The organism is Tsukamurella sp. 8F, from assembly GCF_029167375.1.
In the GTDB taxonomy this organism is placed as follows: Bacteria; Actinomycetota; Actinomycetes; order Mycobacteriales; family Mycobacteriaceae; genus Tsukamurella.
The window spans coordinates 33,469-57,358 of sequence record NZ_JARFTP010000026.1 but is presented as its reverse complement, the minus strand read 5'-3'; the positions used below and the strand labels follow the sequence as shown (position 1 = coordinate 57,358).

The 23,890-nt window shown below is 67.8% G+C and carries 25 protein-coding genes; 13 read left to right on the top strand and 12 right to left on the bottom strand.

The genetic code is table 11. The features are described from left to right. Positions 1 to 284: 284 nt before the first annotated feature. From P0W64_RS17480 to P0W64_RS17470, 3 genes are read right to left on the bottom strand one after another with little or no spacing between them, the layout of a single operon-like run. Entirely contained in the window at positions 285 to 1,037 is a 753-nt protein-coding gene (locus P0W64_RS17480) for a type 1 glutamine amidotransferase domain-containing protein (RefSeq protein WP_275481441.1), read from the bottom strand. Positions 1,038 to 1,080: 43 nt separating this feature from the next. Beyond that, the gene (locus P0W64_RS17475) at positions 1,081 to 1,950 is read right to left on the bottom strand and encodes a hypothetical protein (RefSeq protein ID WP_275481440.1); all 870 of its coding nucleotides are present in this window, start codon (positions 1,948 to 1,950) and stop codon (positions 1,081 to 1,083) included. A gap of 47 nt (positions 1,951 to 1,997) precedes the next feature. Then, the gene (locus tag P0W64_RS17470; protein WP_275481439.1) at positions 1,998 to 2,909 is read right to left on the bottom strand and encodes an alpha/beta fold hydrolase; all 912 of its coding nucleotides are present in this window, start codon (positions 2,907 to 2,909) and stop codon (positions 1,998 to 2,000) included. A gap of 75 nt (positions 2,910 to 2,984) precedes the next feature. Between P0W64_RS17470 and P0W64_RS17465 the strand changes: the two genes are divergently transcribed. From P0W64_RS17465 to P0W64_RS17455, 3 genes are all read left to right on the top strand, one after another. Further along, a complete protein-coding gene (locus P0W64_RS17465; RefSeq protein WP_275481438.1) occupies positions 2,985 to 3,620 on the top strand; it encodes a TetR family transcriptional regulator in 636 nt (211 codons plus the stop codon). A 160-nt stretch (positions 3,621 to 3,780) separates the two neighbouring features. Next, positions 3,781 to 4,527: a GAF and ANTAR domain-containing protein gene (locus P0W64_RS17460; RefSeq protein ID WP_275481437.1), complete on the top strand. Its 747-nt coding sequence runs from the start codon at positions 3,781 to 3,783 to the stop codon at positions 4,525 to 4,527. Between the two features lie 198 nt (positions 4,528 to 4,725). Further along, positions 4,726 to 5,139, top strand: a complete 414-nt coding sequence (locus P0W64_RS17455; protein ID WP_275481436.1) for an STAS domain-containing protein — start codon at positions 4,726 to 4,728, stop codon at positions 5,137 to 5,139. Between the two features lie 58 nt (positions 5,140 to 5,197). Here P0W64_RS17455 and P0W64_RS17450 read toward each other — a convergent pair whose 3' ends face one another. Continuing rightward, positions 5,198 to 5,977, bottom strand: a complete 780-nt coding sequence (locus P0W64_RS17450) for a crotonase/enoyl-CoA hydratase family protein (RefSeq protein WP_275481435.1) — start codon at positions 5,975 to 5,977, stop codon at positions 5,198 to 5,200. A 207-nt stretch (positions 5,978 to 6,184) separates the two neighbouring features. Here P0W64_RS17450 and P0W64_RS17445 point away from each other — a divergent pair, with 207 nt between their 5' ends. Then, positions 6,185 to 6,715 carry a hypothetical protein gene (locus P0W64_RS17445; RefSeq protein WP_275481434.1) on the top strand — a complete coding sequence of 177 codons (531 nt, stop codon included), beginning with the start codon at positions 6,185 to 6,187 and terminating at the stop codon, positions 6,713 to 6,715. A 93-nt stretch (positions 6,716 to 6,808) separates the two neighbouring features. Here P0W64_RS17445 and P0W64_RS17440 read toward each other — a convergent pair whose 3' ends face one another. Continuing rightward, the gene (locus P0W64_RS17440) at positions 6,809 to 7,981 is read right to left on the bottom strand and encodes an epoxide hydrolase family protein (RefSeq protein WP_275481433.1); all 1,173 of its coding nucleotides are present in this window, start codon (positions 7,979 to 7,981) and stop codon (positions 6,809 to 6,811) included. Positions 7,982 to 8,074: 93 nt separating this feature from the next. On the opposite strand from P0W64_RS17440, the gene P0W64_RS17435 reads away from it, so the two are divergent. Together P0W64_RS17435 and P0W64_RS17430 are read left to right on the top strand one after the other, a co-directional pair. Next, a complete protein-coding gene (locus tag P0W64_RS17435) occupies positions 8,075 to 8,647 on the top strand; it encodes a CGNR zinc finger domain-containing protein (protein ID WP_275481432.1) in 573 nt (190 codons plus the stop codon). Positions 8,648 to 8,717: 70 nt separating this feature from the next. Then, entirely contained in the window at positions 8,718 to 9,659 is a 942-nt protein-coding gene (locus P0W64_RS17430; RefSeq protein ID WP_275481431.1) for a DUF5995 family protein, read from the top strand. On the opposite strand, the gene P0W64_RS17425 is transcribed toward P0W64_RS17430, so the two are convergent. Beyond that, positions 9,656 to 10,969, bottom strand: coding sequence for an NtaA/DmoA family FMN-dependent monooxygenase (locus P0W64_RS17425; protein ID WP_275481430.1), 1,314 nt, complete (start codon positions 10,967 to 10,969; stop codon positions 9,656 to 9,658). The two genes, P0W64_RS17430 and P0W64_RS17425, sit on opposite strands and share 4 nt — an antisense overlap. A 227-nt stretch (positions 10,970 to 11,196) precedes the next feature. Between P0W64_RS17425 and P0W64_RS17420 the strand changes: the two genes are divergently transcribed. From P0W64_RS17420 to P0W64_RS17405, 4 genes are all read left to right on the top strand, one after another. After that, entirely contained in the window at positions 11,197 to 12,315 is a 1,119-nt protein-coding gene (locus tag P0W64_RS17420; protein WP_275481429.1) for an LLM class flavin-dependent oxidoreductase, read from the top strand. Then, entirely contained in the window at positions 12,312 to 13,271 is a 960-nt protein-coding gene (locus P0W64_RS17415; RefSeq protein WP_275481428.1) for an LLM class flavin-dependent oxidoreductase, read from the top strand. Before P0W64_RS17420 ends, P0W64_RS17415 begins: the two co-directional genes overlap by 4 nt. Then, on the top strand, positions 13,246 to 14,613 hold the full coding sequence (locus tag P0W64_RS17410; RefSeq protein WP_275481427.1) for an NtaA/DmoA family FMN-dependent monooxygenase: 1,368 nt from the start codon (positions 13,246 to 13,248) through the stop codon (positions 14,611 to 14,613). The genes P0W64_RS17415 and P0W64_RS17410 overlap by 26 nt, the downstream gene beginning before the upstream one ends. A gap of 159 nt (positions 14,614 to 14,772) precedes the next feature. Then, complete coding sequence (locus tag P0W64_RS17405) at positions 14,773 to 16,428, top strand: LCP family protein (protein WP_275481426.1); 1,656 nt, start codon at positions 14,773 to 14,775, stop codon at positions 16,426 to 16,428. Positions 16,429 to 16,430: 2 nt separating this feature from the next. Here the strand turns inward: P0W64_RS17405 and P0W64_RS17400 are convergent, their stop codons facing one another. The 3 genes from P0W64_RS17400 to P0W64_RS17390 all read right to left on the bottom strand — a co-directional run bounded on the left by P0W64_RS17400 (position 16,431) and on the right by P0W64_RS17390 (position 18,145). Further along, entirely contained in the window at positions 16,431 to 17,342 is a 912-nt protein-coding gene (locus P0W64_RS17400; RefSeq protein ID WP_275481425.1) for a ribokinase, read from the bottom strand. Between the two features lie 75 nt (positions 17,343 to 17,417). Continuing rightward, positions 17,418 to 17,615: a hypothetical protein gene (locus P0W64_RS17395; protein ID WP_275481424.1), complete on the bottom strand. Its 198-nt coding sequence runs from the start codon at positions 17,613 to 17,615 to the stop codon at positions 17,418 to 17,420. Between the two features lie 104 nt (positions 17,616 to 17,719). After that, entirely contained in the window at positions 17,720 to 18,145 is a 426-nt protein-coding gene (locus P0W64_RS17390) for a hypothetical protein (RefSeq protein WP_275481423.1), read from the bottom strand. A 146-nt stretch (positions 18,146 to 18,291) separates the two neighbouring features. Here P0W64_RS17390 and P0W64_RS17385 point away from each other — a divergent pair, with 146 nt between their 5' ends. Together P0W64_RS17385 and P0W64_RS17380 are read left to right on the top strand one after the other, a co-directional pair. Next, the gene (locus P0W64_RS17385) at positions 18,292 to 19,623 is read left to right on the top strand and encodes an MFS transporter (protein WP_275481422.1); all 1,332 of its coding nucleotides are present in this window, start codon (positions 18,292 to 18,294) and stop codon (positions 19,621 to 19,623) included. A gap of 57 nt (positions 19,624 to 19,680) precedes the next feature. Then, positions 19,681 to 19,989: a helix-turn-helix transcriptional regulator gene (locus P0W64_RS17380; RefSeq protein ID WP_275481421.1), complete on the top strand. Its 309-nt coding sequence runs from the start codon at positions 19,681 to 19,683 to the stop codon at positions 19,987 to 19,989. Here the strand turns inward: P0W64_RS17380 and P0W64_RS17375 are convergent, their stop codons facing one another. Together P0W64_RS17375 and P0W64_RS17370 are read right to left on the bottom strand one after the other, a co-directional pair. Continuing rightward, positions 19,990 to 20,577 carry an ATP-dependent Clp protease proteolytic subunit gene (locus P0W64_RS17375; protein WP_275481420.1) on the bottom strand — a complete coding sequence of 196 codons (588 nt, stop codon included), beginning with the start codon at positions 20,575 to 20,577 and terminating at the stop codon, positions 19,990 to 19,992. Further along, positions 20,574 to 21,191 (bottom strand): ATP-dependent Clp protease proteolytic subunit, encoded by a 618-nt coding sequence (locus tag P0W64_RS17370; RefSeq protein ID WP_275481419.1) that lies wholly within the window; start codon positions 21,189 to 21,191, stop codon positions 20,574 to 20,576. The genes P0W64_RS17375 and P0W64_RS17370 overlap by 4 nt, the downstream gene beginning before the upstream one ends. Before the next feature lie 77 nt (positions 21,192 to 21,268). On the opposite strand from P0W64_RS17370, the gene P0W64_RS17365 reads away from it, so the two are divergent. Further along, on the top strand, positions 21,269 to 22,183 hold the full coding sequence (locus tag P0W64_RS17365; protein WP_275481418.1) for a class I SAM-dependent methyltransferase: 915 nt from the start codon (positions 21,269 to 21,271) through the stop codon (positions 22,181 to 22,183). Here P0W64_RS17365 and P0W64_RS17360 read toward each other — a convergent pair. Further along, positions 22,180 to 23,604: an APC family permease gene (locus P0W64_RS17360; RefSeq protein WP_275481417.1), complete on the bottom strand. Its 1,425-nt coding sequence runs from the start codon at positions 23,602 to 23,604 to the stop codon at positions 22,180 to 22,182. The two genes, P0W64_RS17365 and P0W64_RS17360, sit on opposite strands and share 4 nt — an antisense overlap. Between the last annotated feature and the right edge of the window lie 286 nt (positions 23,605 to 23,890).

Here is a 23,890-nt window from a genome sequence, read left to right as displayed (position 1 = left end):
AGCCGATAATCTACATTATGACATATGTACTGTCACGGTTGCACTGGCTGCCTGATCCCCCAGACGCACACGATAGGTTTCTACGGCTGCAGTGTGCGACATCTTCTCCTACTCGCCGGCCGACCTCACCACGGTCACCGCCGCCGACGAACGCACGCAGCGCAAGGCCGCGGTAGGCGCCGAACGTCGTCGACCTGAGCCGGACAGGCCGGTCACGGCGCGCCCGGATCGCCGCGGTCAACCCGAACTCCCCCGGCGCCGATGACGATGCTCCGCTCTGCCGATCAGCGAGGTGCGTTGAGGAGTTCCAGGAAGCGCTCGCCGAATAGGTATGCGTCTCCGGGCCAGCGGGCGGAGAGGTAGTTTCCGTCGGTCACGGTGAAGGCGTGGGTGTGATCGGTGGCCGTTCCACGCTTGCCGGGTTCGCGTGGACCTTGTCGGAACTGTGTCTTCGGGTCGGTGAGCGCCGCCTGGACTTCGTCTTCCACGTAAGCGGGATAGGTGCGGTAGTACCGGCCCAGTCGCCAGGCTGTGATGAAGTACGCGCTGCGTTCCATGTATTTCGGTAGGCACGTGGTATTGCGGGCCGCCAGCACGCTGGCGTTGGTGGTCGCGTCTTGGGTGCGAGCGAGCACCAGGACGCCGTGGCAGATTGCGCCGACCGGCCTGTTCAGGCTCCAGAATCGCGCGACCTGTCGCTGCAACGATGTTGAGCCGAGGTACTGTCGCATTCCCGGCGCGTGGCCGCCCGGGAGGATCAGCCCGTCGAACTGGGTGACATCGAGTTCGGACCAGGACCTCGTGGCGTGGAACTCGGGGGATTCGGTGAGTTCCCGGTAGAACCGTTTCGGTTCGGGCTCGGCGCCGAGTCGCCCGAACAGCACGCCGCTCAGGAGGCGTGGATCAGCCTGTGGCACGACCCCGGCCTGCTCGGTGGCGAAGACGACGTGGTGTCCGGCGTCGGTGATGAGGCGCCATGGCACTGCTACTTCGGTGACGTCGAAATCGTTGTCGGGTAGCGGCATCAGTATCCGCATGTGATCCTCCTCGTGTGGTCGCGTGGGCTATTGAAATGGTTTCTTAGTCGGCGGTTTCGGGCAGCAGCGCGGTGCGGTGAAAGAGATAGATCTCAGAGTCGATGGTGAGGTTCATTTCGTCGAGGCACAGGGTGTTGTTGAACCCCATGGACGCTGGACGTCGGCCTTGGCGCTGGTAGTCGGCGAAACTATCGAACTCGATAGGGGCGACGCCACCGAACTCGTTGTCGTATTTGCTGTTCGGGTCGGTGGTGGTGTGCGCTTGGATGTATCCAACAATGTTGGTGCGGGAGAGGTTGTCGTGCACGAGCGCGGCGTGATTGTTGATCCAGTAGTGCTGAGCCTGGTCGAGGGTGCGGTTCCAGGGCACTCGGGTCAGCACGGTCAAGAACACCGCGGCGGGGCGGCTGGCCCGGCTGTCCACGACGATGTAGCGGCGATCGCATTCGTCGCTGCTGAGGTTGCTTGCCAGCGGTGCGAGGGCGGCCCGGATCTCGTCGACCGCGGCGTGTTGCGCGTCAGTCAGGGGTGCGTCGAATTGAATCTCGAGCATCGCCGCCGGGGCCGGCGCAACGTGGGTGCTGAACTTCGGCGGCGTTGGCCTTCCGGCGATCTTGCTGATCACGGTCAGTGCGGTGTGTGTTCGTCCGAGGATGAACGGCGCCAGTTCCAGGCCGCGGTGGGTGGCATCGCTATAGAGGTACACCTGGGAGGCCCCGAGAGTGGCGAGAGATGTCGAATCGGGAGCCAGCAGTGGGGCGACGACGTGACGCACGTCGGTGGCAGTGCGATGCGGTTGTAGCTGAAGGCGCAGGAAGACGGTGACGCCGTCGATCTGACGCGGTGTGGGGCGGTTCGGGTCGGGTGCGTTGGCGGGGAACAGTAGTCGGGTCAGTAGGCTGCGGGCGGTCATGGTCGATTCTCCTCGGGATGATGGATGTGTGGGTGCCGACGAGCCGTTCAGCTGACGGAGACGGTTCGGGACAGGAAGTCGAGCTGATCGGTGATGACGCGCTCGAACGGTTCGCCGACGTAGATGTCGAAGTGGCCTTCGGGGTAGAGCTTGATCTCGCCGGCGGGCGCCGTGCGGGCGTACTTCAGGGTGGGGCCGGCCGGCGCGACGGAGTCGGCGTCACAGATCGCGAACAGGATCGGGGCGGTGATGTCGGCTGCGCGACGGCCGGGAAAGTCGCGCACCAGGTGCAGTGAGATCCGCGCTGCCGCCTGGTTTTCGAAGCCACCGGCACCGTCGGCGGGTACCAGGTTCAGGTAACCCGCTTCGGCGTCCGGGGCGGTCATCAGCGCGACCGTGCCCGGCGCACCGGCGGTGGGCACCAGCAGTGGCGCGGCACCCAGGGCGCCGCGGATCTGATCGACGATGGCCAGCGCGGTCAATCGGATCGACGTCCACGGCGCTATCGCGCGGGCGGAGGCCACGCCGTCGGTGAAGGGGCACTGCGCGATCACAGCGCTGACGTGGCCGTCGTCGGCGGCAGTCGCGATGGCATGTCCACCACCGAAGGACGTTCCCCACACGATGATCCGATCACCCTCGACGGACGGAAGTGTACGGGCGTAGGCGAGTGCTGCCGCGAAGTCCTGACGCTGCTTGGTGATGTCGAGAAGCTGGCGAGGATGCCCCTCGCTATCGCCGAAATGGCGGTAGTCGAACAGCAGGCACGCGTACCCGGCGGCGGCGAACCGCTCAGCGTAGGCGTCCAGGCGCATGGTCCGCACGCTGCCCAAGCCGTGACCCATCACGATCACCGGCGGCGCAGTCTTAGTGTTCGCAGTCTTGCCGTCGGGGAGGTACAGCCATCCGGTGCAGCGTTCGCCGCCGGAGAGGAAGTCGATGGTGGTGCGCGTGGTCATGGCCAACCTTCCGAAGTTGGATTGAACTCTAATATTTGAGTCGACTCTAACGCTGGATTGAGTTACAGTCAATGCATGGCTCTGCAGTCGAAATCCGAGACTTCCGAGGTGCCCACGCGGATGCAGCGTCGCGTCACCGAGATGCGGTCCCGGCTGGTCGACACTGCCGAGACCTTGCTTTTCGAAGGTGGGGCTCAGGCCGTCACCGCCGACGTCGTCGCCCAGCGGGCCGATGTGTCGCTGCAGACGGTCTACAACCGTGTCGGCGGGCGACAAGCGCTATTGCTGGCCGTCGCCGAGCGGGCGCTCGAGCAAACCCGCGAGTTCATGCAGACGGCCTACGACGGCAACGACTCAGTGGACGAGCGCCTCCGCCGGGTCGGTGAGACCTACATCCGACTGGCCTTCGACCGACCACAGGCCTTCAAGATCTTCGCGAACCCGCCCGAGGATCCCGAATCCATCGAGAAGATCGCGGCGCTGGCCACCGAACAGCACCAGCGACTGACCGGCCTGCTACGAGAGGGCATCGACGCCGGCGTGCTCGCCGCCGACCTGCATCCCGAATCCGCCGCCACCGCCCTGTGGGGCATGCTCAACGGCATGCTCTTGGTCGCCTTGCGCACCGACGCCATGCGCCCCGGCAGCGTCACCCCAGAATCGTTGGTCGCCGCCGCGACCACCATCATCGAGACGGGCGTCCGCCGATAGCCTGGCGATCGAGAGCCCTCTCGCGCGCACGGCAAGGCCATCTGCAAGGTATTGGACCCTGCCTGCTGCTGATCGGTCCCCGACGCCGAGTCGCCGTATTCTGGATCCGTCCACACCGATGTCTGCCAGCACCCGGCACAGGTCCCAGGGGGTTCGCGCGATGACAGAAGACCAGGCACCGACCGAGGTCGGGGTGACACAGGGAAGAGACAGCGCGGGCGAACGTGCTGCTCCAGGCTTGTCCCGCCAGCTCAGCGAGTTGGCACGCACCCTGCAGGCCGAACCGGATACCGAAGCGCTGCTGCATCACATCGTCAGAGCCGCCGTCGAGGAGATCCCCAGTGCCGAACATGCGGGAATCACTCTTACCGGTCACGACAGCATCGTCACACCGGCCGCGACGTCGGACCTGGTGTCACGGATCGATACCGTACAACTGGAGACGCGGCAAGGGCCCTGCGTCAGCACAGGCCGCGAGCACGCCACGATGCGCGTCGACGACCTGAGCGCCGATCAGCGCTGGCCGAAGTTCGCCGAAGCAGTCGTAGGCATCGGCGTGCACTCGGTTCTGTCGTTCCAACTCTTCGTCGAGGAGAAGAACTTCGGCGCGCTGAACCTCTACGCCGAGTCCCCGCATGCGTTCGACTCCGACGACGAGAACATCGGCCTGCTCCTGGCCTCCCACGCAGCGGTCGCGCTGGCAGCCGCCCGAACCGAAGCCAACCTGACGGTCGCCTTGACCAACCGCGACGTCATCGGACAGGCGAAGGGCATCTTGATGGAACGCTACAAGATCACGGCCCAACAAGCCTTCAACCTTCTCGTCACGGCATCTCAGCACAGGAACGTGAAGCTGCATCAGATCGCCGAGGAGCTCGTCGCCAGCGGTGAGCTCCAGGGCATCTGACATCCCCATAGCGCGGCCCGGTTTCCGGCGGCGTCGATGTAAGGCCGGCCGCGGGAATAGCCGAAACGTTGATGCTTTCCCGCGCACTGCTTATGCTTTCGATGGTTGAACTTCGCAGCCCTTCGTACCGGCGCGCGGTCGGTGCCCGTCAACGCTCCCCGCGCCGCAGGCACTGAGATTTCATGGGAGTCGACCGCTATGAGTTCAGCGATCTTCACGTCACACCAACACGAGTTCACCGCCACAGCGCGCGAGGTCGAGCCGTCCGATCCCCATCATCGGCCGCCGACGGTGCTGTCGGTCTCGGGATACATCGATGCATCGAACCTGAACGAGGTCACTCGACGTGCGCAGACGCTGTTCGAGCAACGAAGGGATGTGGTCATCGACCTCTCCGAGCTGCACTTCATCGGCACGTGCGGCCTGCGGGTGGTGGTCGGCCTCCCCCAGACCGCTTTCGCCCAGGAGTTGGGATGCACCGTGGTATCGAACCGCAAGGTGGATCGACTGCTCCGCCTGATGGACGGCCACCGGCCCCTGTGGGTCTTCGACCATCTTCGAGAAGCCGGTGACGCACTGCTCTCCGGCACCTGCCGCCGGGAAGCGACATAGGCGGACCCGCCCGGCATCGTCGCCCAGGCGCGAGCGGGCGGGCGGACGGCGAGCAACCCTAATGGAACCGCCCGTGCCGACCGGCACCGTCCGCGAACCGGCCGGCGCCGAATCGCCCGTCGACCCGCAGGGACTCGAGCCCTACCCCGAGTTCGAAGGCCATCGCGTCGGCCTCGGTGCGCCCGGCCTGCTCATAGACGGAGCGGCGGTCGTTACGCATACACGTCTGAGGGAACCCGGCGACGAAGCGCGCCAGCTCGGTCGCCCCCGCCAGCGCGCTTCCGGGCTCGACCACGCGATTGACCAAACCGAAATCCATTGCTTCCGAGGCGGATACAGGCCTCCCCGTGAGTATCATATCCATCGCGCGGCTCATCCCTATCAGCCGCGGAAGCCGCACCGTGCCGCCATCGATCAATGGGACTCCCCAACGTCGGCAGAAGACACCGAACGTCGCGTCCGCGGCGGCGACGCGCAGGTCGCACCACAGGGCGAGTTCCAGGCCGCCCGCCACCGCGTAGCCCTCGACGGCGGCGATCACGGGCTTGGCGGTCCGTCGCCGTGTCGGCCCCATGGGCCCGTCACCCTCGGGCGATACGGTGTTGGACCGCTCGGTACCGACCGACTTGAGATCAGCTCCCGCGCAGAAGTTTCCGCCTGCACCCCACAGGACCGCGATATCTGCACCATCGTCGGAGTCGAAGGTTCGGAAGGCGGAGGCGAGCTCCGTCGCCATCACGCCATCGACCGCGTTGCGCCGCTCGGGCCGGTTCATCACCACGGTCGTCACGCGGGCCTCGGTCTCGACCCGAATCGACTCGTACTTCCTTGCATCCATGCGTGACCTCCTACGTCGCCTCACAGCACTATCCCTCGCGACACGACTCCCCGAGTCCTATGTCCGACTCCGGTCGTGTCGGTACATGTGGCGGGTCACGTTCGACACCAACCGTGACCGTTATCGGACGATTCTGGAAAGTTCTGGGCGGATCGCATTGGCGATCCGCTGTTCTGCCCGGATGATCGATAGCGAAGGGAGGACGTCATGACGCCGAGCGACCATGATCGCGGAACCGAGCCCGCGCCCCAGCGTAGGCAACGCGCGGGCGTGATCGGTGGCGGCGTCGTAGCGCTCGTCGCCCTCCCGGTGGCGCTGTCGCTCCCCATTGCGACGCCCCACCACACGCCGATGCATCTTGCTGCAGACCTGGCCGCGGCCGAACCAGCGGGGCTCCCCCCGACCGGTGGTGCATCGTCGTTGGTCTGCCGGTCCGCACACCTGGCCCTCTACGCCGGATTCACGTCACCCGACATCCCCTCGACTGCCAATTTCGCGGTGCAGGCGCAGGGTAAGGGCCCAGCCGCGTCGTCGGGCACCGTCTTCGCCACCGTCGACTGGAGCAACAGCTCCACGGGCGCGCACGGACGGGCGACTGGCCGCGGAAACGTGGCACACCAGTTCACGATCGCGGGTGTCAGGACCGGTATCGGCAGGATATCGGTGACGGCGCGCGCAACGGTGAAAGGTCGGCACGGACTCGTGTCACTGCGCGACCAGTGCTCGGGCACCATCTGACATCGCTCCGGCGCGCGCCCTACCGACACGGTCGAGGCGTTCTCGGCTCGTGCTCAGCGCGAGTCGGGCTCACGGGCAGCACCATTCACGCCCTCATGCCGAGGCAGCCAGTACGGCGGCAAGGCCGTCCTGCAGGTCCCTGACGAAGTAATCGGGTACCTCCAGCGGCGGGAAGTGGCCACCGCGCTCGGGCTCAGTCCACCGCACGATCCGCCTGTACCGTCGCTCTGCCCATGCGCGTGGGCATTTCTCGACGTCGCGCGGATACATCGTTATCGCAGCCGGCACGTCGACACGAAGCGACGGATCCAGGGAATTGTGACTCTCGTAGTAGATCCGGGCCGATGAAGCTCCGGTTCGGGTGAGCCAGTACAGGGTGACGTCATCTAGTACCCGATCTATCGGTATCGCTTCGAACGGGCTGTCTTCGGTATCCGACCATTCGGCGAACTTGTCGAGGATCCAGGCGAGGAGCCCCACCGGCGAGTCGACCAGCGAGTATCCGATGGTCTGAGGACGGGTCGCCTGCTGCTTCGCGTACGCGGCACGGTGCCGCCAGAAGTGGCGCGTCTCCTCGGCCCAACTGCGCTCGGCCGCGGTCAGCTCCTCGATCGAAGAGTCGGGCGGGCCTTCGGCGAATGTCGTGTGGATACCCAGAACGTGCGCCGGAAACCTACCACCCAGGACTGTCGTGATGTTCCCTCCCCAGTCGCCGCCGTAGGCCAGGAATCTGCGGTAGCCGAGCCTTCCCATGAGCTCGACCCACGCGGCCGCGATCTTCTCGGTTCCCCACCCGGTGACTGTCGGCCTGTCGCTGTAGCCGAAGCCCGGCAACGACGGGACCACCACATGGAAGGCGGGCCTATCCGTGTCGCTCGGATCCGCCAGTCGGTCGACCACGTCGACGAACTCGACGACGCTACCCGGCCATCCGTGCGTCAGGATCAGGGGTGTCGCGTCCGCACGCGACGATCGGCGATGCAAGAAGTGGATCCCCAGGTCATCGATCACTGTGCGGAATTGACCGACCCGATCGAGCCGCGCCTCGAACGACCGCCAGTCGTAACGGGTACGCCAGTAGTCCACCACCGCGACTAGATCCGCCAGCGGAACGCCCTGATCCCAACGGCGACCGTCCGGCGCCGGACGGAAGACCGTCTCGGCCTCGGGCAACCTTGCCGCGGCCAATCGCACGCGCAAGTCGTCGAGGTCGGCGGCGCTCGCGCGTCTCTCGAACGGATACACGCCTGCGGTCGAATCGGACATGGCACCTCCTGTTGGGCGAGCTGGGACTGTTAGAACCTCCTATGACGGTTCTAACATGAAGACACCTCCGGGGCAACCAGCTATGGTGGTTCCATGTCGGCCGAGCCTCCTGAATTCCGCCTCGGTACCGTGCTGGCCACCAGCTTCACCGGGACCCTGAGCGAGCGTCACGGCGAACCGGTGGAGCGCATTCCCACGCCGGGCCGACTCGTCGACTGGCTGGCGGTGAACGGGCTGGAAGTCCCTTCGTGCAGCACCGCCCAGCTGGAGTCGGCCCGAGAGCTGAGGGAAGCCATTCATGCCGCCGCGACGGCGGCGGCTGTCGACGCATCTCTTCCCGAAGCAGCGATCCGGGTGATCAACGAATGCAGCATTCGTGGATGTGCCTCCGCCGTGCTGACCCCAGCAGGTCAGCGGCACTGGAGCCTGAGCCCGCACTCCCCCGTCGAGGACGCGCTCGGCGTCATCGCCTCCGATGCCATCAGCATCATCGGAGGCGGACGCGACGGCAGATTGGCGCTGTGTGCCTCGACGACCTGCCGGGCCGCCTTCTTCGACACCAGTCGCAGTCGCACCCGCAGGTGGTGCGAGATGAACACGTGCGGAAACCGCGAGAAGAAGGCGCGTTTCAACGCGACCCATCGCAGCAGGCCGGGCACAGGCTAGTAGCCATACCGGACGCCGTGGTCCGTTCGATCCGGAGCGCCGTCGGCCTCCGAGCCGCTACTGTGTCGCCGTGCGTATACGGTCGGCTCGCTGCGGTCTCATCGCTCTCACCATCGGAATCGTCGTGGCCACCGGCGCGGCGCCTCCCACTCATGCGGCACCGTCGAAGTACTGTGGCACACCCCTGTCGGCGGCCGAGAACGCGCGGATCGCCAAATTTTCGAACCTGCACGGAACCTCGTCGAGCCCTACGTTCGCGACGCTCGACGACCTGACCGCACGGCAACGCGATATCGCCGACATCCTTGCCGCACATCGCGACTGGCGCGGCCTGTTCGCAGTCGGACTGGACGGGGTGATAAAGGACGCCGTCAGCCCGGTGCAGCGCGACGAGAGCAGTCTCCGGAGCCCGCGTTATGCGAAGACACTCTCGATCGACCTGGTGTCCAGGTGGCTCGACGCCGTCCACGCCCAGTGGACCGGCGGCCCCCTGCCGCAGTGGTGGGCTCACTACTTCACGCTCGCGACGCACTGCAACCTTCCCCCCGCCCGCGTGGCGATGGCCGGATACAACGCGCACATCACCGCCGACCTCGCGTATACCGTGGCCGCGGCCCGAAGCAGACCCGAGGACGCCCACGACTTCTACCGGATCGTGGACAACATCGCCCGCAACGGCAACGTGATCCCGGAGCGAACCAAGCGGATCTACGGCGGAGACCTGTGGGGACTGTGGCAGTTCTACTTCTTCGGGCGGGGCATCGACCGTGTCGTCGGCGCCGGGGTCGCGTCCAATCTGATGCTCCGTGCCGCTGATGACGGGTACAACACCCTGACGTTCGCCAACGGGCTCGCGCTGCAGCAGCCCGGCTCCCATCCCGCCGTCGACGGGGCGATCACGGCCCTGTGGCAGACCGGAGAGGTCGCGTTCGACGTACTGAGCGGTATCGGCGGGCTCGGAACACCTCGCCCGGCGCAGACTCGTGCGCCTGCCGGAGCAGGCGCACGCTAAGCCTGCACAGGTAGCGCCGGCAGCTCGAGATTCTCCCGGAACGTACGACCCACGTAGTCCTCCCCCACAACGCCGCGGCGCCGCAGCAGCGGCAGCACACCGTCGGCCACGAACTCGTAGGTTCGAGCATCCGTCAGACCGCCGAACGACACCACGTCGAGAACTCCTGCGCGATAGCGCTCCTCGATCGCGTCGGCGATCTGCTCCGGTGTCCCCGCTGCGGCCCAGTGCCCGGTGTCCTGCGCCGCGACGATCAGCTCGCGCACCGTCTTCCCCGTGGCCGCCTGCCGCGCGAAGATCTCGACTCTCCCCTGCCTCCGGTTGACCGATGACGCATCGGGGATCAGATGCGCCGGAAGCGGCGAGTCCAGGGCGACGTCCGACAGATCGACACCACCGCCGAGCATGTCCTCCAGCCTCCGGCGTCCCTCCTCGAAGTCGAGGGACTCGGCGCGTTCGCGTACGGCCCGCAATGCCTCCTCCTCAGTGGCCCCGTACGTCGCGTGCAGGGAGCTGAAGATCAGCGGCAGTGCGGGATCCCGGCCCAACTGGCGCGCGCGGGTGCGAATCGTCTTCGCGTACGTCACAGCGTCTTCCAACGTCGCCAGCGACGTGAAGACCACCTCCGCGAATCGCGCCCCCAACTCGATCCCGCCCGCCGACTGCCCGGCCTGGAACTGCACCGGCCGCCGCTGCGGCAGCCGCGGGATGTTGAGCGGACCTGCGACGCTGAAGAACTCGCCCCGGTGGTCGATGCGGCGCACGAGCTCGGGATCGAGCACCACGGAACCGTCCTCACCGGCGGTGAGCGCGTCGGGCTGCCAGGAGTCGAACAGCGCGTTCGTCACCTCGAGTACCTCGGCCGCGCGGGCGTACCGCCGGCCGGGCGGCGGGAGTTCCGTGTCGCCGTAGTTCTCCTCGCCGAGCGACGACGTCACCGCGTTCCACGCGGCGCGGCCGTTGCTGACATGGTCGAGCGTGCCGAACAGCCGGGCCAGGTTGTACGGGTGGTGGAAGGTCGTCGTCACCGTCGCGATCAGCCCCACGTGTTCGGTGACGCTGGCCAAAGCCGCGAGGAACACGATGGGCTCCTGCGCGCCGATCGCTCCCTGAGCGCCGAAGCTGAGCAGGTCGGCGGCGAACAGCGCGTCGAGTCGCAGGTCCTCGGCGATCCGCGCCGTCTCGAGAGCAGTCGCGAGCGTGGATCGCTCGGGATCGATCGCGTGTCGGTAGACGTCCTGTCCGCCGCTGACCCCGGTGACCGTCTTCAACTTCCGTCGATCTTCCCGCCGCTCCCACGCAGAACTCACAGAAGCCAAGCTAGAACGACCGCCCCGGCCGCGGCAGGGTTGCACGCATCGCGATTCCTGCCGCACCACGCATTCGTATGGGCTACACGGTATTCCCCACCGCCCGTTATTCGTTCATGGTGATCGCAAACCCGCGGGTGCCCGTCCGTTCGATTAACTTGACGGCAGGTCACCGGCCCGGCGGCTCACCCTCGGGCTGCCGCCCACTTCCCCATGGATCGAAGGTCATGCGCTTCCAGGTTCTCGATATCGTCCCGCACGCACCGCATCCCGTGACCGGCGAGATCCTCAGCCCGCACACGCGCCTCCAACGGGTGGTCGAGAACGCGGTCCTAGCCGAGCATCTCGGGATCGACTCGTACGCCGTAGGTGAGCGGCATGCGGGCGAGTTCCTGTCTTCGGCCCCGACCGTCCTCCTCGGCGCGCTCGCCCAGGCGACCGAGCGCATCCTGCTTTCGACCGGGGTGACCGTGCTGAGCCTCCTCGACCCCGTCCGCGTAGCCGAGGACTACGCGACCGTCGACCAGTTGTCCGGAGGCCGGCTCGAGATCGTCATCGGGAAGGGCAACGAGGACAGGCACTTCCCCATGTTCGGGCGCAGCCTGGAACACCAGTACGAGTACCTGATAGAGAACTACGAGCTGCTTCGGCGCCTACTGCGCGAGGAGGACGTGACCTGGCGGGGCGCTCATCACACGCCGCTCGCCGCCGTCACCACCGCGCCGCGGCCGTTCGCCGGTCCGTTCCGCGTGTGGCACGGTTCGGCCACGTCGACGACCGCCGTGGATCTCGCCGCCCGGTTCGGCGATCCGATCATCACGGCGAACGCCCTGCAGCCGCGCGAGAACTACAAGGTGCTCATCGACCGCTATCGCGACAAGTACGCCGAGTACGGGCACGACCCAGCCGCCGCCTACGTCGGTTCGGGGTCGGGCGGACTCTTTCTCGCCGACACGACCGACCGCGCGATCGCCGAGTACCGGCCCGTGTATGACGGATTCGCGGCGCGTGACCGTGAGAAGTTCGCCGGCGAGACCCGGATCGGGAAGATCAACATGTTCGAGACCATCGAGGACGCAGTGGAACGAGGTCCCGCACTGGTGGGTTCGTCGGAACGGGTGGCTGAGAAGATCATCGACTACCACGCGGCGTACGGCCATGACCTGCAATCGGTCTCGCTCAATCCGGTGCTGCCGTACCAGCAGCAGCACGAGGTCCTCACACAATTCGCTGAGGAAGTGGTTCCCCTGGTTCGACAGGAACTGACCACAACCCTCTGGACGGTCGAGGACGAACGGCGGGCCGCCGGGCTCATCGACGACACGAAGGAATCCGCCAAGCCATGACCAGACCCCTTCACCTCGCTCTCGAGATCGACGGCGCCGGTGCGCAATCCGGTGCTGGTGTCCGGGCAGTGGGTGCCGTAGCCGAGAACGCTGGATTCACATTCGTGACCATCGACGACTCGCTCACGCCGGCGCCCGCCGGCCCGGCCGTGCGGCTCGACGCCGTCGTACGCGCGGCATTCCTCGCTCGCACGACGTCGCGTCTCGGGATCGTCCCTCTCGCCCACCCGGCGACGACGGAGCCCTTCCACCTCGCCAGCCAGCTTGCAGCGCTCGACCACGCGACCGAGGGCCGCGCGGGATGGCTCGTCGGCTCGGTCTCGGTACCGGACGCCGCCGCCGCACTGGACCGACCGGTCCCGGCTGACGGCGCCGCGCTGACCGCTGAGATCGCCGACGTGGTGGAGGTCGCCCAGCGGCTCTGGGACTCGTGGGAGGACGACGCCGTCGTCCGGGACACCGCCTCCGGCAGATATATCGACCGCGAGCGGCTGCACTACGTCGACTTCGAAAGCACACCCGACGGTCGCCCGGGCTTCAGCGTGAAAGGTCCGCTCATCGTGCCCCGCGGCCCGCAAGGGCGACCTGTCGTAGTGGCCCGCCACGGTACCGTGCCGAATGACCTGATCGACATCGTGCTGGTCGCGCCGGACGCCGCTCAGAGTCGGTCCGCGGCCGGTCCGAAGGTCTTCGTCGATCTCCCCTTCGCACTCGCCGGCCACGGCTCCGCGGCGACGCTCACCGATCAGCTGCGCAGGTTGCACGGACAGGTCGACGGTGTCCGGCTCGTACCTGCCGATCCGGCCGCCGATGTCCCGCTGCTCGTCCGCGATGTCCTGCCGCCCCTGCGCGTCGAACGCCGGACCGCGACGCCGCGCCCAGGAGCCACCTTGCGCGACACCCTCGGCCTCGCGAGACCCACCAATCGCTATGCCACATCCGGGAGCATCCGATGACCGACGAGACGTATCCCGCCCCGACGCGCAGGTGCACTTCGGTGTGTTCCTACAGGGCGTCAACCACACGACGGTGTGGACCGACCCGGCAAGCGGCTCGCAGATCGATTTCCAGACCTTCCAGAAGGTTGCACAGACCGCCGAACGCGGGCTCTTCGATGCGTTCTTCCTGGGGGAAGGGCTTCGGTTGCGCGAACAACTCGGGCGTATCCACGACTTGGACGTGGTCGGCCGCCCCGATGCGATCACCCAGCTCGCAGCACTCGCCGCCGTCACGGACCGCATCGGTCTCGCGGCGACACAGAACGTCACGTACAACGATCCGGCGGATCTGGCCCGACGCCTGGCGAGCCTGGACGTGATCTCCGGCGGCCGCGCGGCGTGGAACATCGTCACCACCGACAACGCGTGGACGGGGGCCAACTTCCGCCGCGGAGGCTGGCTCGACCACTCCGATCGCTACCGCCGCGCCGCCGACTTCGTCGCGGCGGCGCAGGCCATCTGGGACGGGTCGCCGTCTTCGCCCGCGGAGCCCGTCGCCGCGGTGCGCACGGGCGGACCGACCCTCGACGTCACCGTCGTCCCCACAGTGCCGCGCAGCCCCCAAGAGCATCCCGTGCTGTTCCAGGCCGGCGACTCCCCGTCGGGCCGCGACTTCGCAGCACACCACGCCGAGGTGGTCTTCTCCGCTCATGGCACCGATTTCGACGATGCGCTCGCCTTCGCCGACGACGTCCGGGCACGCACCGTCGCGGCCGGACGGCCTGCCGACGATCTCAAGATCCTGCCCGGCACGCAGTTCGTCCTCGGCGACACACCCGCCGACGCGATCGAGAAGGCCCGCTGGGTGAAGGAGCAGCAGGTGACGCCCGCGACGGCGCTGTCGCTACTCGGTCAGATCTGGGGCGAGGACCTCTCCCGATACGACCCCGAAGGCCCTCTACCCCAGCATGATCCAGTGATCGACAAGGTGGGTGAGACGCGGGGTGCGCCCCGTCGCGGTCTGGATCCGCGCGCCGTCGCAGCACGGTGGCGAGCGCGTGCCGAGACCGAGAACCTCACGATCCGGGAGCTGGTGATCGCCCAGGAGCGCGAGCGTGGCTTCGTCGGCACCCCACAGGCCATCGCCGACGAGCTCGCCCGATGGGTGCGATACGGCGCATCGGACGGCTTCAACATCACCCCCTGGATCGTGCCCGGGGGGCTGGACGACATAGTCGACAAGCTCGTACCTGCGCTCCAGGAGCGCGGCGCCTATCGGACCGAGTACGCAGGCACCACGCTGCGCGAGCACCTCGGCCTGCGACCACCGCTCACCCGGCGCTCGGCACAGGTGGCCTGAACCCGACACGCCCATGCCGGCGGACGGTCGCGGGCGTCACAGCCGAGGCCGAATGCGGAGTTCATCGGGAGATCGACCACATCGATGCCACCCGAAACGCCGGAAAAGTCTACTGATGCAATCCCGTTCGAACCGGCGTCTTCAGTACACTCGGCGCCCATGCACGACCGCCCCGAACGTTCGCGCCGCGGTGCCGCGTCCGCGGCGCGGCGCGAACGTCGCCCCTTCGACGGCGAATCCGCCGACGCGGAGCGCGTAGCGCGGGACCACGCCGAACTCGGTGACGTGCCGCGCGACGGCGCGGCACGGTACCGCGCGGCCCGCGATCGAGCACGCCAGGAGCGTGCTCGACGCGCGAAACGGGAACGTACACCGCGGGAACGCCAGGAGCGCACCGCTCGTCTGCGCCCGACTCCGGAACCGGAACACGCGGCCCGGAGCGGTCCGGCCGATGGCACGAGACTCCGGGAACCGAACCCCGGCATCCGCTCGGCGTCCGACCGGCGCGCACCGGCCCGCGCGCCGCGTAGGCGCGGCGGTACGCCGCCGACGCCGCCTCCCGCGCCACCCGATACGTCACGCACTCCCCTGTCCGACGGTCCGCCCGCGGCGGCCGCGGCGAGGCTGAGCCGGGCGCAGGTGGCGATCGCCTGCCTGGCGGCTCTGGCCCTCCTCATCACCGGCTCCACGTGGTATCTGATGGGTCGCGTCGTCGGAGGGTTCTCCCTCTCGTCGGCACTGGCGGCTGCCGGCGGGGCCCGGTCCACCGACGGGGGCCAGAACATCCTGCTGATCGGACTCGACACACGTAAGGACCGCAACGGCGATCAGCTACCCGAAGATGTGCTGTCCCAGCTGCACGCCGGCGACGGCGACGAGGGCGGGTACAACACCAACACTCTGATCGTCGTCCACATCCCGGCAGACAAGAAGTCGGTCTCGGCCGTGTCCGTCCCGCGCGATGACCTCGTCCCGGTCGAGGGCATCAACGGCGTCCACCGCGCCAAGATCAAACAGGCTTACGGGATGATGAAGGCCCAGCGCGAGGACGAGCTGCACGGCGACGGCGTCACGGACCCCGTCGAGCTCGAGACGAAGGGCCGGGAGGCCGGCCGCACCGCGACGATCAAGACCGTCGAGCAGTTCCTCGACATACCGATCGACCGGTTCGCGGAAGTCAGCCTGATCGGCTTCTACGACATCGCGCAGGCCCTGGGCGGGGTCACAGTGTGCCTGAATCATCCGGTCCACGACAGCTTCTCGGGCGCGAGATTCCCCGCCGGAGTGCAGCACCTCGACGCGGCGCAGTCCCTCGCCTTCGTTCGGCAGCGACACGGGCTGGACAACGGCGACCTCGATCGCACGCACAGGCAACAGGCATTCGTCGCATCGGTGCTGCACGCACTCCAGTCGAACGGAACGCTGTCGAACGTGGGCACGATGGACAAGCTCGTGTCCGCGACACATGACGACGTGGTGCTGTCGTCGGGCTGGGACATCCCCCGGTTCGCGCAGGACATGAACGGGCTCAGCCTGAAGAAACTGCGTTTCAGCACGCTGCCGATCAAGTCGTACTCGACTGTCGACGGGCAGGACGTCAACCTGGTCGACACCGCGCAGGTGCGCTCGACCGTCCGCACCGCGTTCGGCTATCAGCCTCCGTCGGCGCCGACGTCGCACACCCAGGCGCCCGCCGGAACAGCTGATGTCCACGGCGAGGCGAAGGCGGTGGCGAAGCCGCAGTCCGACGGCTCCGTGTCCGTCCCCTCCACCGGTTCGAACGTCCGCGGCGGCGGCGTTCCCTGCGTCAACTGACGTCACCGTATGCCGGGCTGCAGCGCCCGGACTTCGTCGAGCGTGGCGTAAGCGGTCTGAGTGCCGCGCCTGGTCGTTGCGAGCGCGGCGGCCGCCGAGGCGAATCGCGCTGCGCGCTCCACGGATTCACCATCGGCTAGCTGCGCAGCCAGGGCTCCTGTGAAAGCGTCCCCCGCCCCGGTGGTGTCGACCGCATCGACGGGCGTCGGGGCGATACACGTGGCAGTCCGCCCGTCGATCACCACCGCGCCGGCGGCACCGAGTGTGATTATCGCGCAGCCGAATCCAGCGTCGCCGAGCCCTCGAGCAACCCGCTCCCAGTCGCCGTCAGGCGGGTATCCGAGGACCTCGGACGCCTCGTGCACGTTCACCAGCAGCACATCCGTGACGGCAGCGAGTTCGCGCGAAACCTGTGCGTACGGCGAGAGGTTGAGGATCACCGTCGCTCCGGCCTGCCGGCCGGCCCGGGCGGCCGCGAGCACGGTCGGCTGCGGGACCTCGAGGCAGAGACAGACGACTCCGGCACCGTCGACAGCCCGTGCGGGTACGTCACTGGGCGAGAGCCGTCCGTTCGCTCCGGCGACGATGACGATGCTGTTCTCGCCGCGCGCGTCGACCGTGATTCCGGCGACGCCGGTCGGCACGCCCGCAACGGTCCGCACATCGGCTACGTCGACGCCGGCATCGGCGGCGGACCCACGCAGCATCGCACCATGAGCATCGTCACCCACCGCCCCGACGAGCCGTACGCGTGCACCGAGGCGCGCGGCGGCGACGGCTTGGTTGGCGCTCTTGCCGCCCGGATGCACCTCGAATCCGGTGCCGGCCACCGTCTCCCCCGGGGCAGGCATCCGCTCGGTGTACAGAGTGAGGTCCGCGTTGAGCGACCCCACGACCGCGACGGTCCCGCTCACGCGATGCACCCGCGGGTGACGGCTTCCGGCATGCTGCCGACCGTACCCGGTTGGGGCTCCCGCCTGGTCGCCGGATCACCCCTTCGCGGGCGCCTCGCCTGGGCGCTTCACCACGGTGTCGCCGACGTCGAGCGCCTTCCACAGGTCACGCGGAACACGCACCCGGCGTTCTGCACCGTCGGCGGTTCGGATCCTCAACCGGCGGTACATGTTCGACCCGTCCAGCAGGATCCGCTTCTTCCCGACGACGACGCCCTCCCAGGTGTCCTCCACGGTGCCTCCTCGATGACTCGTTCGACTGCCGACCACGCTAGTGCGCAGGGCGCTACGGGGCCACCGACGAAAGTCGGGACGTCATCCTACGAACGAGCTCCGGATCAGCGGTAGTTCTCGAACCGGTAGTCGTAGGTCGCCTCGTTCGAGACGACGGCGCCGTTCGGCGCGACGATGGTCAGGTTTCCGGGCGTGATCGTGTACGTATACCCGTTGTTCCAGGCGCGATAGACACCGTTCTGCCAGGTGACGTCCTCGACCGTCACGGTGTTTCCGTTGGTCTTGGCGAGCCCTCGGTAGTAGAAGTCGCCTGCCGAGTTGTACCGGTGGCACACGACGAAGGCCGACTGGCCCGACTCCGCGATCACCTTCGCTCGCGACGAGTAGTGATCACAGGCGGGCCCCGGGACGAAACCGTCCTCGCCGACGGGCGTGGCAGCCGCACTGCCCGTGCCGAACACCGTCGCCGCGATCGCGACACCCGCCGCGATCGCTCCGGTCCTTATCGCAAAACTGCTACGTGCGTTCATGATTCCCCATCTCTCGTCGACGCCGGATTCCCCGCGGCCCGCGTCTTCACCGCTATCCGACTTGTCGCGCCGCCCACCGAATGCGTTACACGCCTGTGGGAGTCACGCACGATCCGGCATACGATGGGCAGGCGAAGGAGGCGCCCATGGGACCGTTCGGGATGAGGGACTATCGACGCCTGTTCACGGCGCAGCTCGTCGCACTGTCCGGTAACGGGCTCGCCACGGTCGCTCTCGGACTACTGGCCTACCAGCTGGCAGGTCCGCGCGCGGGAGCCGTACTGGGCACCGCGCTCGCGGTCAAGATGATCGCGTACGTCGTCGTAGCACCGATCGCCACCGCGTACGCGGGACGCTTCGAACGACGCAGGCTCCTCGTGTCCCTCGACCTGACGCGGGCCGCCGTCGTTGCAGCCCTGCCGTTGGCCGACCGCATCTGGCATGTGTACCTGCTCATCGCGGTCCTCCAGACGGCTTCGGCGGCCTTCACCCCGACGTTCCAGGCCGTGCTGCCCGACCTACTGCCCGACGAGCGCGACTACACCCGCGCGCTGTCGCTCTCCCAGCTGGCGTCGACCATGGAGACACTGCTCAGCCCGCTGCTGACCGCGATCCTGGTCAGCGTCGTGAACTTTCACTGGCTGTTCGCCGCGACCGCCGCAGGCTTCCTGGCGTCCGCGGCGCTCGTCGCGTCCACCCGCGTACCCGATGCGGCGCCATCGGCTCGGTACGGCGTGCGCGACCGCATCGTCTCCGGGATCCGGATATTCGCGGCGACCCCGCGCCTGCGGGGCGTGCTCGGCTTGAACCTCTCCGTCGCGGCGGTCGGCGCGGTGATCATGGTGAACACCGTGAACCTGGTCCAGCAGCGACTGGGACGGCCCGAGGCGGATGTCGCATGGCTGCTGACAGCCAATGGAGCGGGGGCACTCGTCGTGGCTCTCGCCGTTCCGTGGCTGCTACAGCGCATCTCCACGCGTTCGCTCATGGTGGGCGGCGCGGCAACACTCAGCTGCGCGGGCGTCGTCTTGACGGCGGTATCCGCCGCCGACGCGCTCGGCTGGCGCACGCTGGTGGCCCTGTGGGTGACCATCGGCGCCGGGACGGTCGCGGCGCTCACGCCCGTCGGCCGGGTGCTGCGCCGATCCAGCGACGGCGGCGACCGCCCCGCACTGTTCGCCGCGCAGTTCTCGCTGTCGCACGCTTGCTGGCTCGTGACATACCCGATCGCCGGGTGGGTCGCGACCGCGGCCGGCTTCACCGCCACCTGGCTGATCCTCACGGTCCTGGCTGTGGCGGGGACCGCCGTCGGGTTCACATGCTGGTCCCACCACGAGCCCGCGGAGCTCGCACACGTCCACCCACCCGAGTTCGCGGGCACTGCCCATGTGCGGGGCGCGGTAGCGGTCGACGGCGGCTTCCAGCACGCACACCCCTACGTGATCGACCCACTGCATCCGCGCTGGCCCTCAGCGTGATGTCTGCTGAGAGCAGCGCGGGCGACGGGTGGCGAGTGAGCGGCCTACCCTGAGGCCATGACCGTCGTACTGCTCACGCGCCAGACGCTCTTCCGCGACGAACTGGGCGCCCACCTGCGCGGCCTCCGTCAGGGTCGGGGCGAGCGGCTCGTCGACACCGCACGCCGCGCGGGCGTCTCGCCCCAGTACCTCTCGGAGATCGAGCGCGGCATCAAGGATCCGTCGAGCGAGATGATCGCCGCGGTCGCCGGGGCCCTCGACGTCGAGGTCGGCGATCTGGCCGTGGCGGTCGGCGAGCGCCTCAAGACCGGCGAGCCTCGGCGCCCGGCAGCGCCGCAGGCGTTCGCACTCGCTCTCGCGGCGTGATCACCGCTCCTCGATGACCCCGTCGATCAGCCCGTACTCGCGCGCGGCCTCAGCGGTGAAGACCCGGTCGTGATCTGTGTCGGCACGCAGCGATTCGGTGGTCTGCCCGGTGTGCCGGGCGAGGATCTTCTCGATCTCTCCGCGTACCCGTACCACCTCGTCGGCCTGCAGGATGAGGTCCGGAATAGCTCCGCGGCCCTGCGCCGCGGGCTGGTGCAACACAATTCGCGCGTGCGGCAACGCTACCCGCCTTCCCGAGACGCCGGCTGCAAGCAGCACCGCGCCGACGGCGACCGCCTGACCCACGCACGTCGTGGCGACCGGGGCCTTGATATACCGGATCGTGTCGTACACCGCGAGCATCGCCGCCGGGTCACCGCCCTCGCAGTTGATGTACAGCTGGATGTCTCGATCGGGGTTATCCGACTCCAGGTAGAGCAGCTGTGCCACCAGGGCATTCGCGACTCCCGCGTCGATCGCTGTGCCGAGGTACACGACCCGCTCGGACAACAGGTGCGAGTAGACGTCGGTGATGCGCTCGCCCTCTGGCCGGCGTTCGACGACGTTGGGGATCGTGTAAGTGCTCATCGTGTCGCTCCCGTCAGATCGAATCCCGCGCGCCGACGCCGCCCTGGCACCACATCATCGAAGTCCGTGACTATCTCGTCGATGAAGCCGTACACCTGCGCCTCTCGGGCGGTGTACCAGCGGTCGTGGAGCGAGTCCTCGAAGATCCTCTCGGGCGGCTGTCCGGTATCGGCTGCGATGAGGCCCAGCACCGTGTCGCGGGTATAGCGCAGGTCACCGGCCTGTAGCTCGATGTCGACGGCGGAACCCCCTATCCCGGCCGACCCCTGGTGCATGAGGACCCGCGCATGCGGCAGCGCGCGCCGCTTCCCAGGCGCACCCGCGGACAGCAGGAACTGCCCTGCGCTGTATGCGATCCCGAGGACGAGAGTGGACACCTCGCAGGGCACGAGGCGCATGACGTCGCGGATCGCCAGCATCGACGGTACCGAGCCGCCCGGCGAGTGGATCCAGAGCGCGACGTCGGCCGGGTCGTCGGCCGCGAGCGCGAGCAGCTGCGTCGCGAGGAGCGCGCCGTTGTCGTCGTCGAGTGGGCCGTCGAGTACGAGCACCCTGTGCTCGTACAGCTCACGCCGTACACGTTCGGTGAATCGGGGGGCTGACTGTTCGCTCATGCCACGATCGTGGCCCGCCGAACGCGTTGTGCGCCGCCCGATCCGCGCTGGGCGGAGCCGCTGTCAGCAGGTCCGCCGTGAGCAGCGCCGGTAGCCTGGTCTCCGAGAGTAAGGAGACGGGTATGGAGGGTGAGGCGAGCAGGACGGCTGTGCTCGTGTGCCAGGCTCGAGCGGTCGCCGACGGGCGTCTGGCCCCGGGCAGGTTCGGCGACCCCGTGGCCTGGCAGCTGTTGCTGGACAACGAGCGGATGCCCGTCGACCGGGTGCGCGCGGGCACGCAGGCAGACGACTGGCGAGACAGGATGCGGGACGGATTCGTCGAAGGCAGCTCGACGGTTCTCGCCGCCCGCACCGTGGCCATCGACGACGCGATCCGGGAGGCCCGACACTCACAGATCGTAGTGCTCGGCGCGGGTCTCGATGCACGAGCATATCGGCTCGACTGCCTGCGGGACGTGTCGGTGTTCGAAGTGGATCATCCACTCACGCAGCAGGACAAGCGCTCTCGCGTCGGCGAATTCGTCCCGATCGCACGGCGCCTCGAGTACGTGCCGGTCGACTTCCGACACGACTCGCTCGCGACCGCACTCGCCGGTGCGGGGCACGACCCGTTCGCACCTACGACGTGGGTGTGGGAGGGCGTACTCCCCTACCTCACGGACGATGCTGTGACCGCGACCCTCGCAGTGGTGCAGGCACGTTCGGCCGCGACGAGCCGGCTGATAGCCACGTATTCGACGTCCAACGTCCTTGCCGGCATCGCCGCTAGGGCGGTCCGGGCGGCCGCGCGCGTCCTCGGCGCATACGACCCACTCGCCGGTGAGCCGCACATCTCTGCCTGGGCACCGGACGAGATTCGTGATCTGTTAGCGGGCAACGGCTTCCGCGTATCGACTGACGAGGACCTCAACGACGTCGCGCGCCGGCTGGGCATATCCAGCCGCCGGGTCGGCCGGCACATGGGCCGGATCGTGGTAGCGGACCGTTCCTAGGCGCGTCGCCGCGCATCGGCCACGTACGCGAGGGCCGGCACCAGGACGAAGCCGATGAGCAGTAGCGCGATGGAAAGGACGTTGGCGCCGCCGCCCGCGTGCTCGAAGATGCTCTTGAAGTTGAACGACACCAGCAGGAACAGCGAGAACACGAACGCCGCGACGGGCAGCACGCGACCGGTGAGCAGCCCGGTCCGCACGCCGGCCCAGCGTACGTCGGCGCTCGACGCGAGCCGCCATACTGCGATCGGCACGATGAGATACTGCACGAACCGCGCGATGACCGCGAGTCCCGTAAGGCTCGACGTGTCATAGCCCAGCGACAAAGGGAACGCGAGGGCTAGAACCGCCGTGACACCGAAAGCGAAGAGTGGCACGCCGAAGCGGCCCTTCTTCGAGAGCACATGTGGAAGCAGCCCGTTGTCCGCCAGCGCAGTGAACAGTCGTGGGGATCCGAACGACGCCGCCACATTGATACCGAACATCGACACCAGCGCGCCGACCACGATCACGGCGTGCACCGCGTTGTTGGAGATCGCCGCCGCAAGCCTGACGGTCTCGTCCGACGTCGCGATCTTGTCCGGCGCCAGGAGCATCCCCGCGACGATCGCAGCAAGGTACGCGACCGCGACGATCGACACGGCCACGGGGATCGCCCGCGGCAACGTCTTGTCGGGTTCGTGCATCTCCTCGGCCGCGTTGGCGATGGACTCGAATCCCGTGTAGGCGTACAGGGCGACGATGACCGCGAGCACGATGCTCGCGAAATCGCTGGAACCGAGCGGGAGGTAACCGAGAAGCGAGTACGTGCCGTTGCCGGTGTGTACCGGGGGCCGATCAGCCAGGTGGTAGCTGCTGGTGCCGCGCGACGCGACGAGCACCACGGCAGCGATGACGAACACGGCGAGGGCAGCCACCTTGGCCACTGTCGAGATACCGTTCGCCCACGCGACGGCGGCGTTACCGAAATAGTTGATGGCGAGCAGGATCAAGATGAACACCACGAAGACCAATGTCTTGACGCTCCACAGGCCGGTGTCTTTCGACCACGTCCGGTGCGGGAAGGCGACCTGTAGGAACGTGGTCACCACGAACGACGCCAGGGTGCCCCACGCGATCGCCGCGGTGAAGGCGTGCGTGACGCCGACGTAGATCGCGGGCCGTTCGCCGAGTCCGGCCTTCGTATAGGCATATGACGCGCCGTTGGTGGTGACGAACCGCGCGGCGGTCGCGAACACCATCGCCAAGACGAGCGCGAACGCCGCGGCGATGAGGTACGCCAGAGGTGCCCCCGACCCGGCCGCCTTGATCACGTCTCCCGGGGTCAGGAAGATCCCCGCGCCGATGATCGCATTGATGCCGAGAAGTACGACGCTCCAGTATCCGAGCCGCCGCACCGGCACCTGTGTTCCGATCGCCATGTCCCGCTCCTGTCGTTCCCGCGGCCGAGGGCCGCGATCACTTGCCGCGGTCATGAGATCGCTGTAGCGCAACACGGTACCGGCCCCACTCCACTCACCGCGAGTCCACGATCCCCGCGACGACAACACTTGACGGCGTGGTCACGACGGTGGATCACTGAGGCATGGCCAGCGGTTCTTCCGTGCGGGCGCAACACTGCTCACCGGGTTGAATCCGCACGGCGCGGGCTATGGGGCCGTGGGCGACTCGGGCCCCGGGCGACGTGAAGGTCCCCGCGGTCGGTAC

Excerpts from the sequence above, each read along its gene's own strand:
- P0W64_RS17470 (WP_275481439.1), bottom strand. The coding sequence starts at position 2,909 with ATGACCACGCGCACCACCATCGACTTCCTCTCCGGCGGCGAACGCTGC.
- P0W64_RS17385 (WP_275481422.1), top strand. The coding sequence starts at position 18,292 with ATGGGACCGTTCGGGATGAGGGACTATCGACGCCTGTTCACGGCGCAG.
- P0W64_RS17375 (WP_275481420.1), bottom strand. The coding sequence starts at position 20,577 with ATGAGCACTTACACGATCCCCAACGTCGTCGAACGCCGGCCAGAGGGC.
- P0W64_RS17380 (WP_275481421.1), top strand. The coding sequence starts at position 19,681 with ATGACCGTCGTACTGCTCACGCGCCAGACGCTCTTCCGCGACGAACTG.
- P0W64_RS17410 (WP_275481427.1), top strand. The coding sequence starts at position 13,246 with ATGCCACATCCGGGAGCATCCGATGACCGACGAGACGTATCCCGCCCC.
- P0W64_RS17465 (WP_275481438.1), top strand. The coding sequence starts at position 2,985 with ATGGCTCTGCAGTCGAAATCCGAGACTTCCGAGGTGCCCACGCGGATG.
- P0W64_RS17435 (WP_275481432.1), top strand. The coding sequence starts at position 8,075 with ATGTCGGCCGAGCCTCCTGAATTCCGCCTCGGTACCGTGCTGGCCACC.
- P0W64_RS17360 (WP_275481417.1), bottom strand. The coding sequence starts at position 23,604 with ATGGCGATCGGAACACAGGTGCCGGTGCGGCGGCTCGGATACTGGAGC.
- P0W64_RS17415 (WP_275481428.1), top strand. The coding sequence starts at position 12,312 with ATGACCAGACCCCTTCACCTCGCTCTCGAGATCGACGGCGCCGGTGCG.
- P0W64_RS17440 (WP_275481433.1), bottom strand. The coding sequence starts at position 7,981 with ATGTCCGATTCGACCGCAGGCGTGTATCCGTTCGAGAGACGCGCGAGC.
- P0W64_RS17420 (WP_275481429.1), top strand. The coding sequence starts at position 11,197 with ATGCGCTTCCAGGTTCTCGATATCGTCCCGCACGCACCGCATCCCGTG.
- P0W64_RS17390 (WP_275481423.1), bottom strand. The coding sequence starts at position 18,145 with ATGAACGCACGTAGCAGTTTTGCGATAAGGACCGGAGCGATCGCGGCG.
- P0W64_RS17405 (WP_275481426.1), top strand. The coding sequence starts at position 14,773 with ATGCACGACCGCCCCGAACGTTCGCGCCGCGGTGCCGCGTCCGCGGCG.
- P0W64_RS17480 (WP_275481441.1), bottom strand. The coding sequence starts at position 1,037 with ATGCGGATACTGATGCCGCTACCCGACAACGATTTCGACGTCACCGAA.
- P0W64_RS17370 (WP_275481419.1), bottom strand. The coding sequence starts at position 21,191 with ATGAGCGAACAGTCAGCCCCCCGATTCACCGAACGTGTACGGCGTGAG.
- P0W64_RS17445 (WP_275481434.1), top strand. The coding sequence starts at position 6,185 with ATGACGCCGAGCGACCATGATCGCGGAACCGAGCCCGCGCCCCAGCGT.
- P0W64_RS17455 (WP_275481436.1), top strand. The coding sequence starts at position 4,726 with ATGAGTTCAGCGATCTTCACGTCACACCAACACGAGTTCACCGCCACA.
- P0W64_RS17450 (WP_275481435.1), bottom strand. The coding sequence starts at position 5,977 with ATGGATGCAAGGAAGTACGAGTCGATTCGGGTCGAGACCGAGGCCCGC.
- P0W64_RS17460 (WP_275481437.1), top strand. The coding sequence starts at position 3,781 with ATGACAGAAGACCAGGCACCGACCGAGGTCGGGGTGACACAGGGAAGA.
- P0W64_RS17475 (WP_275481440.1), bottom strand. The coding sequence starts at position 1,950 with ATGACCGCCCGCAGCCTACTGACCCGACTACTGTTCCCCGCCAACGCA.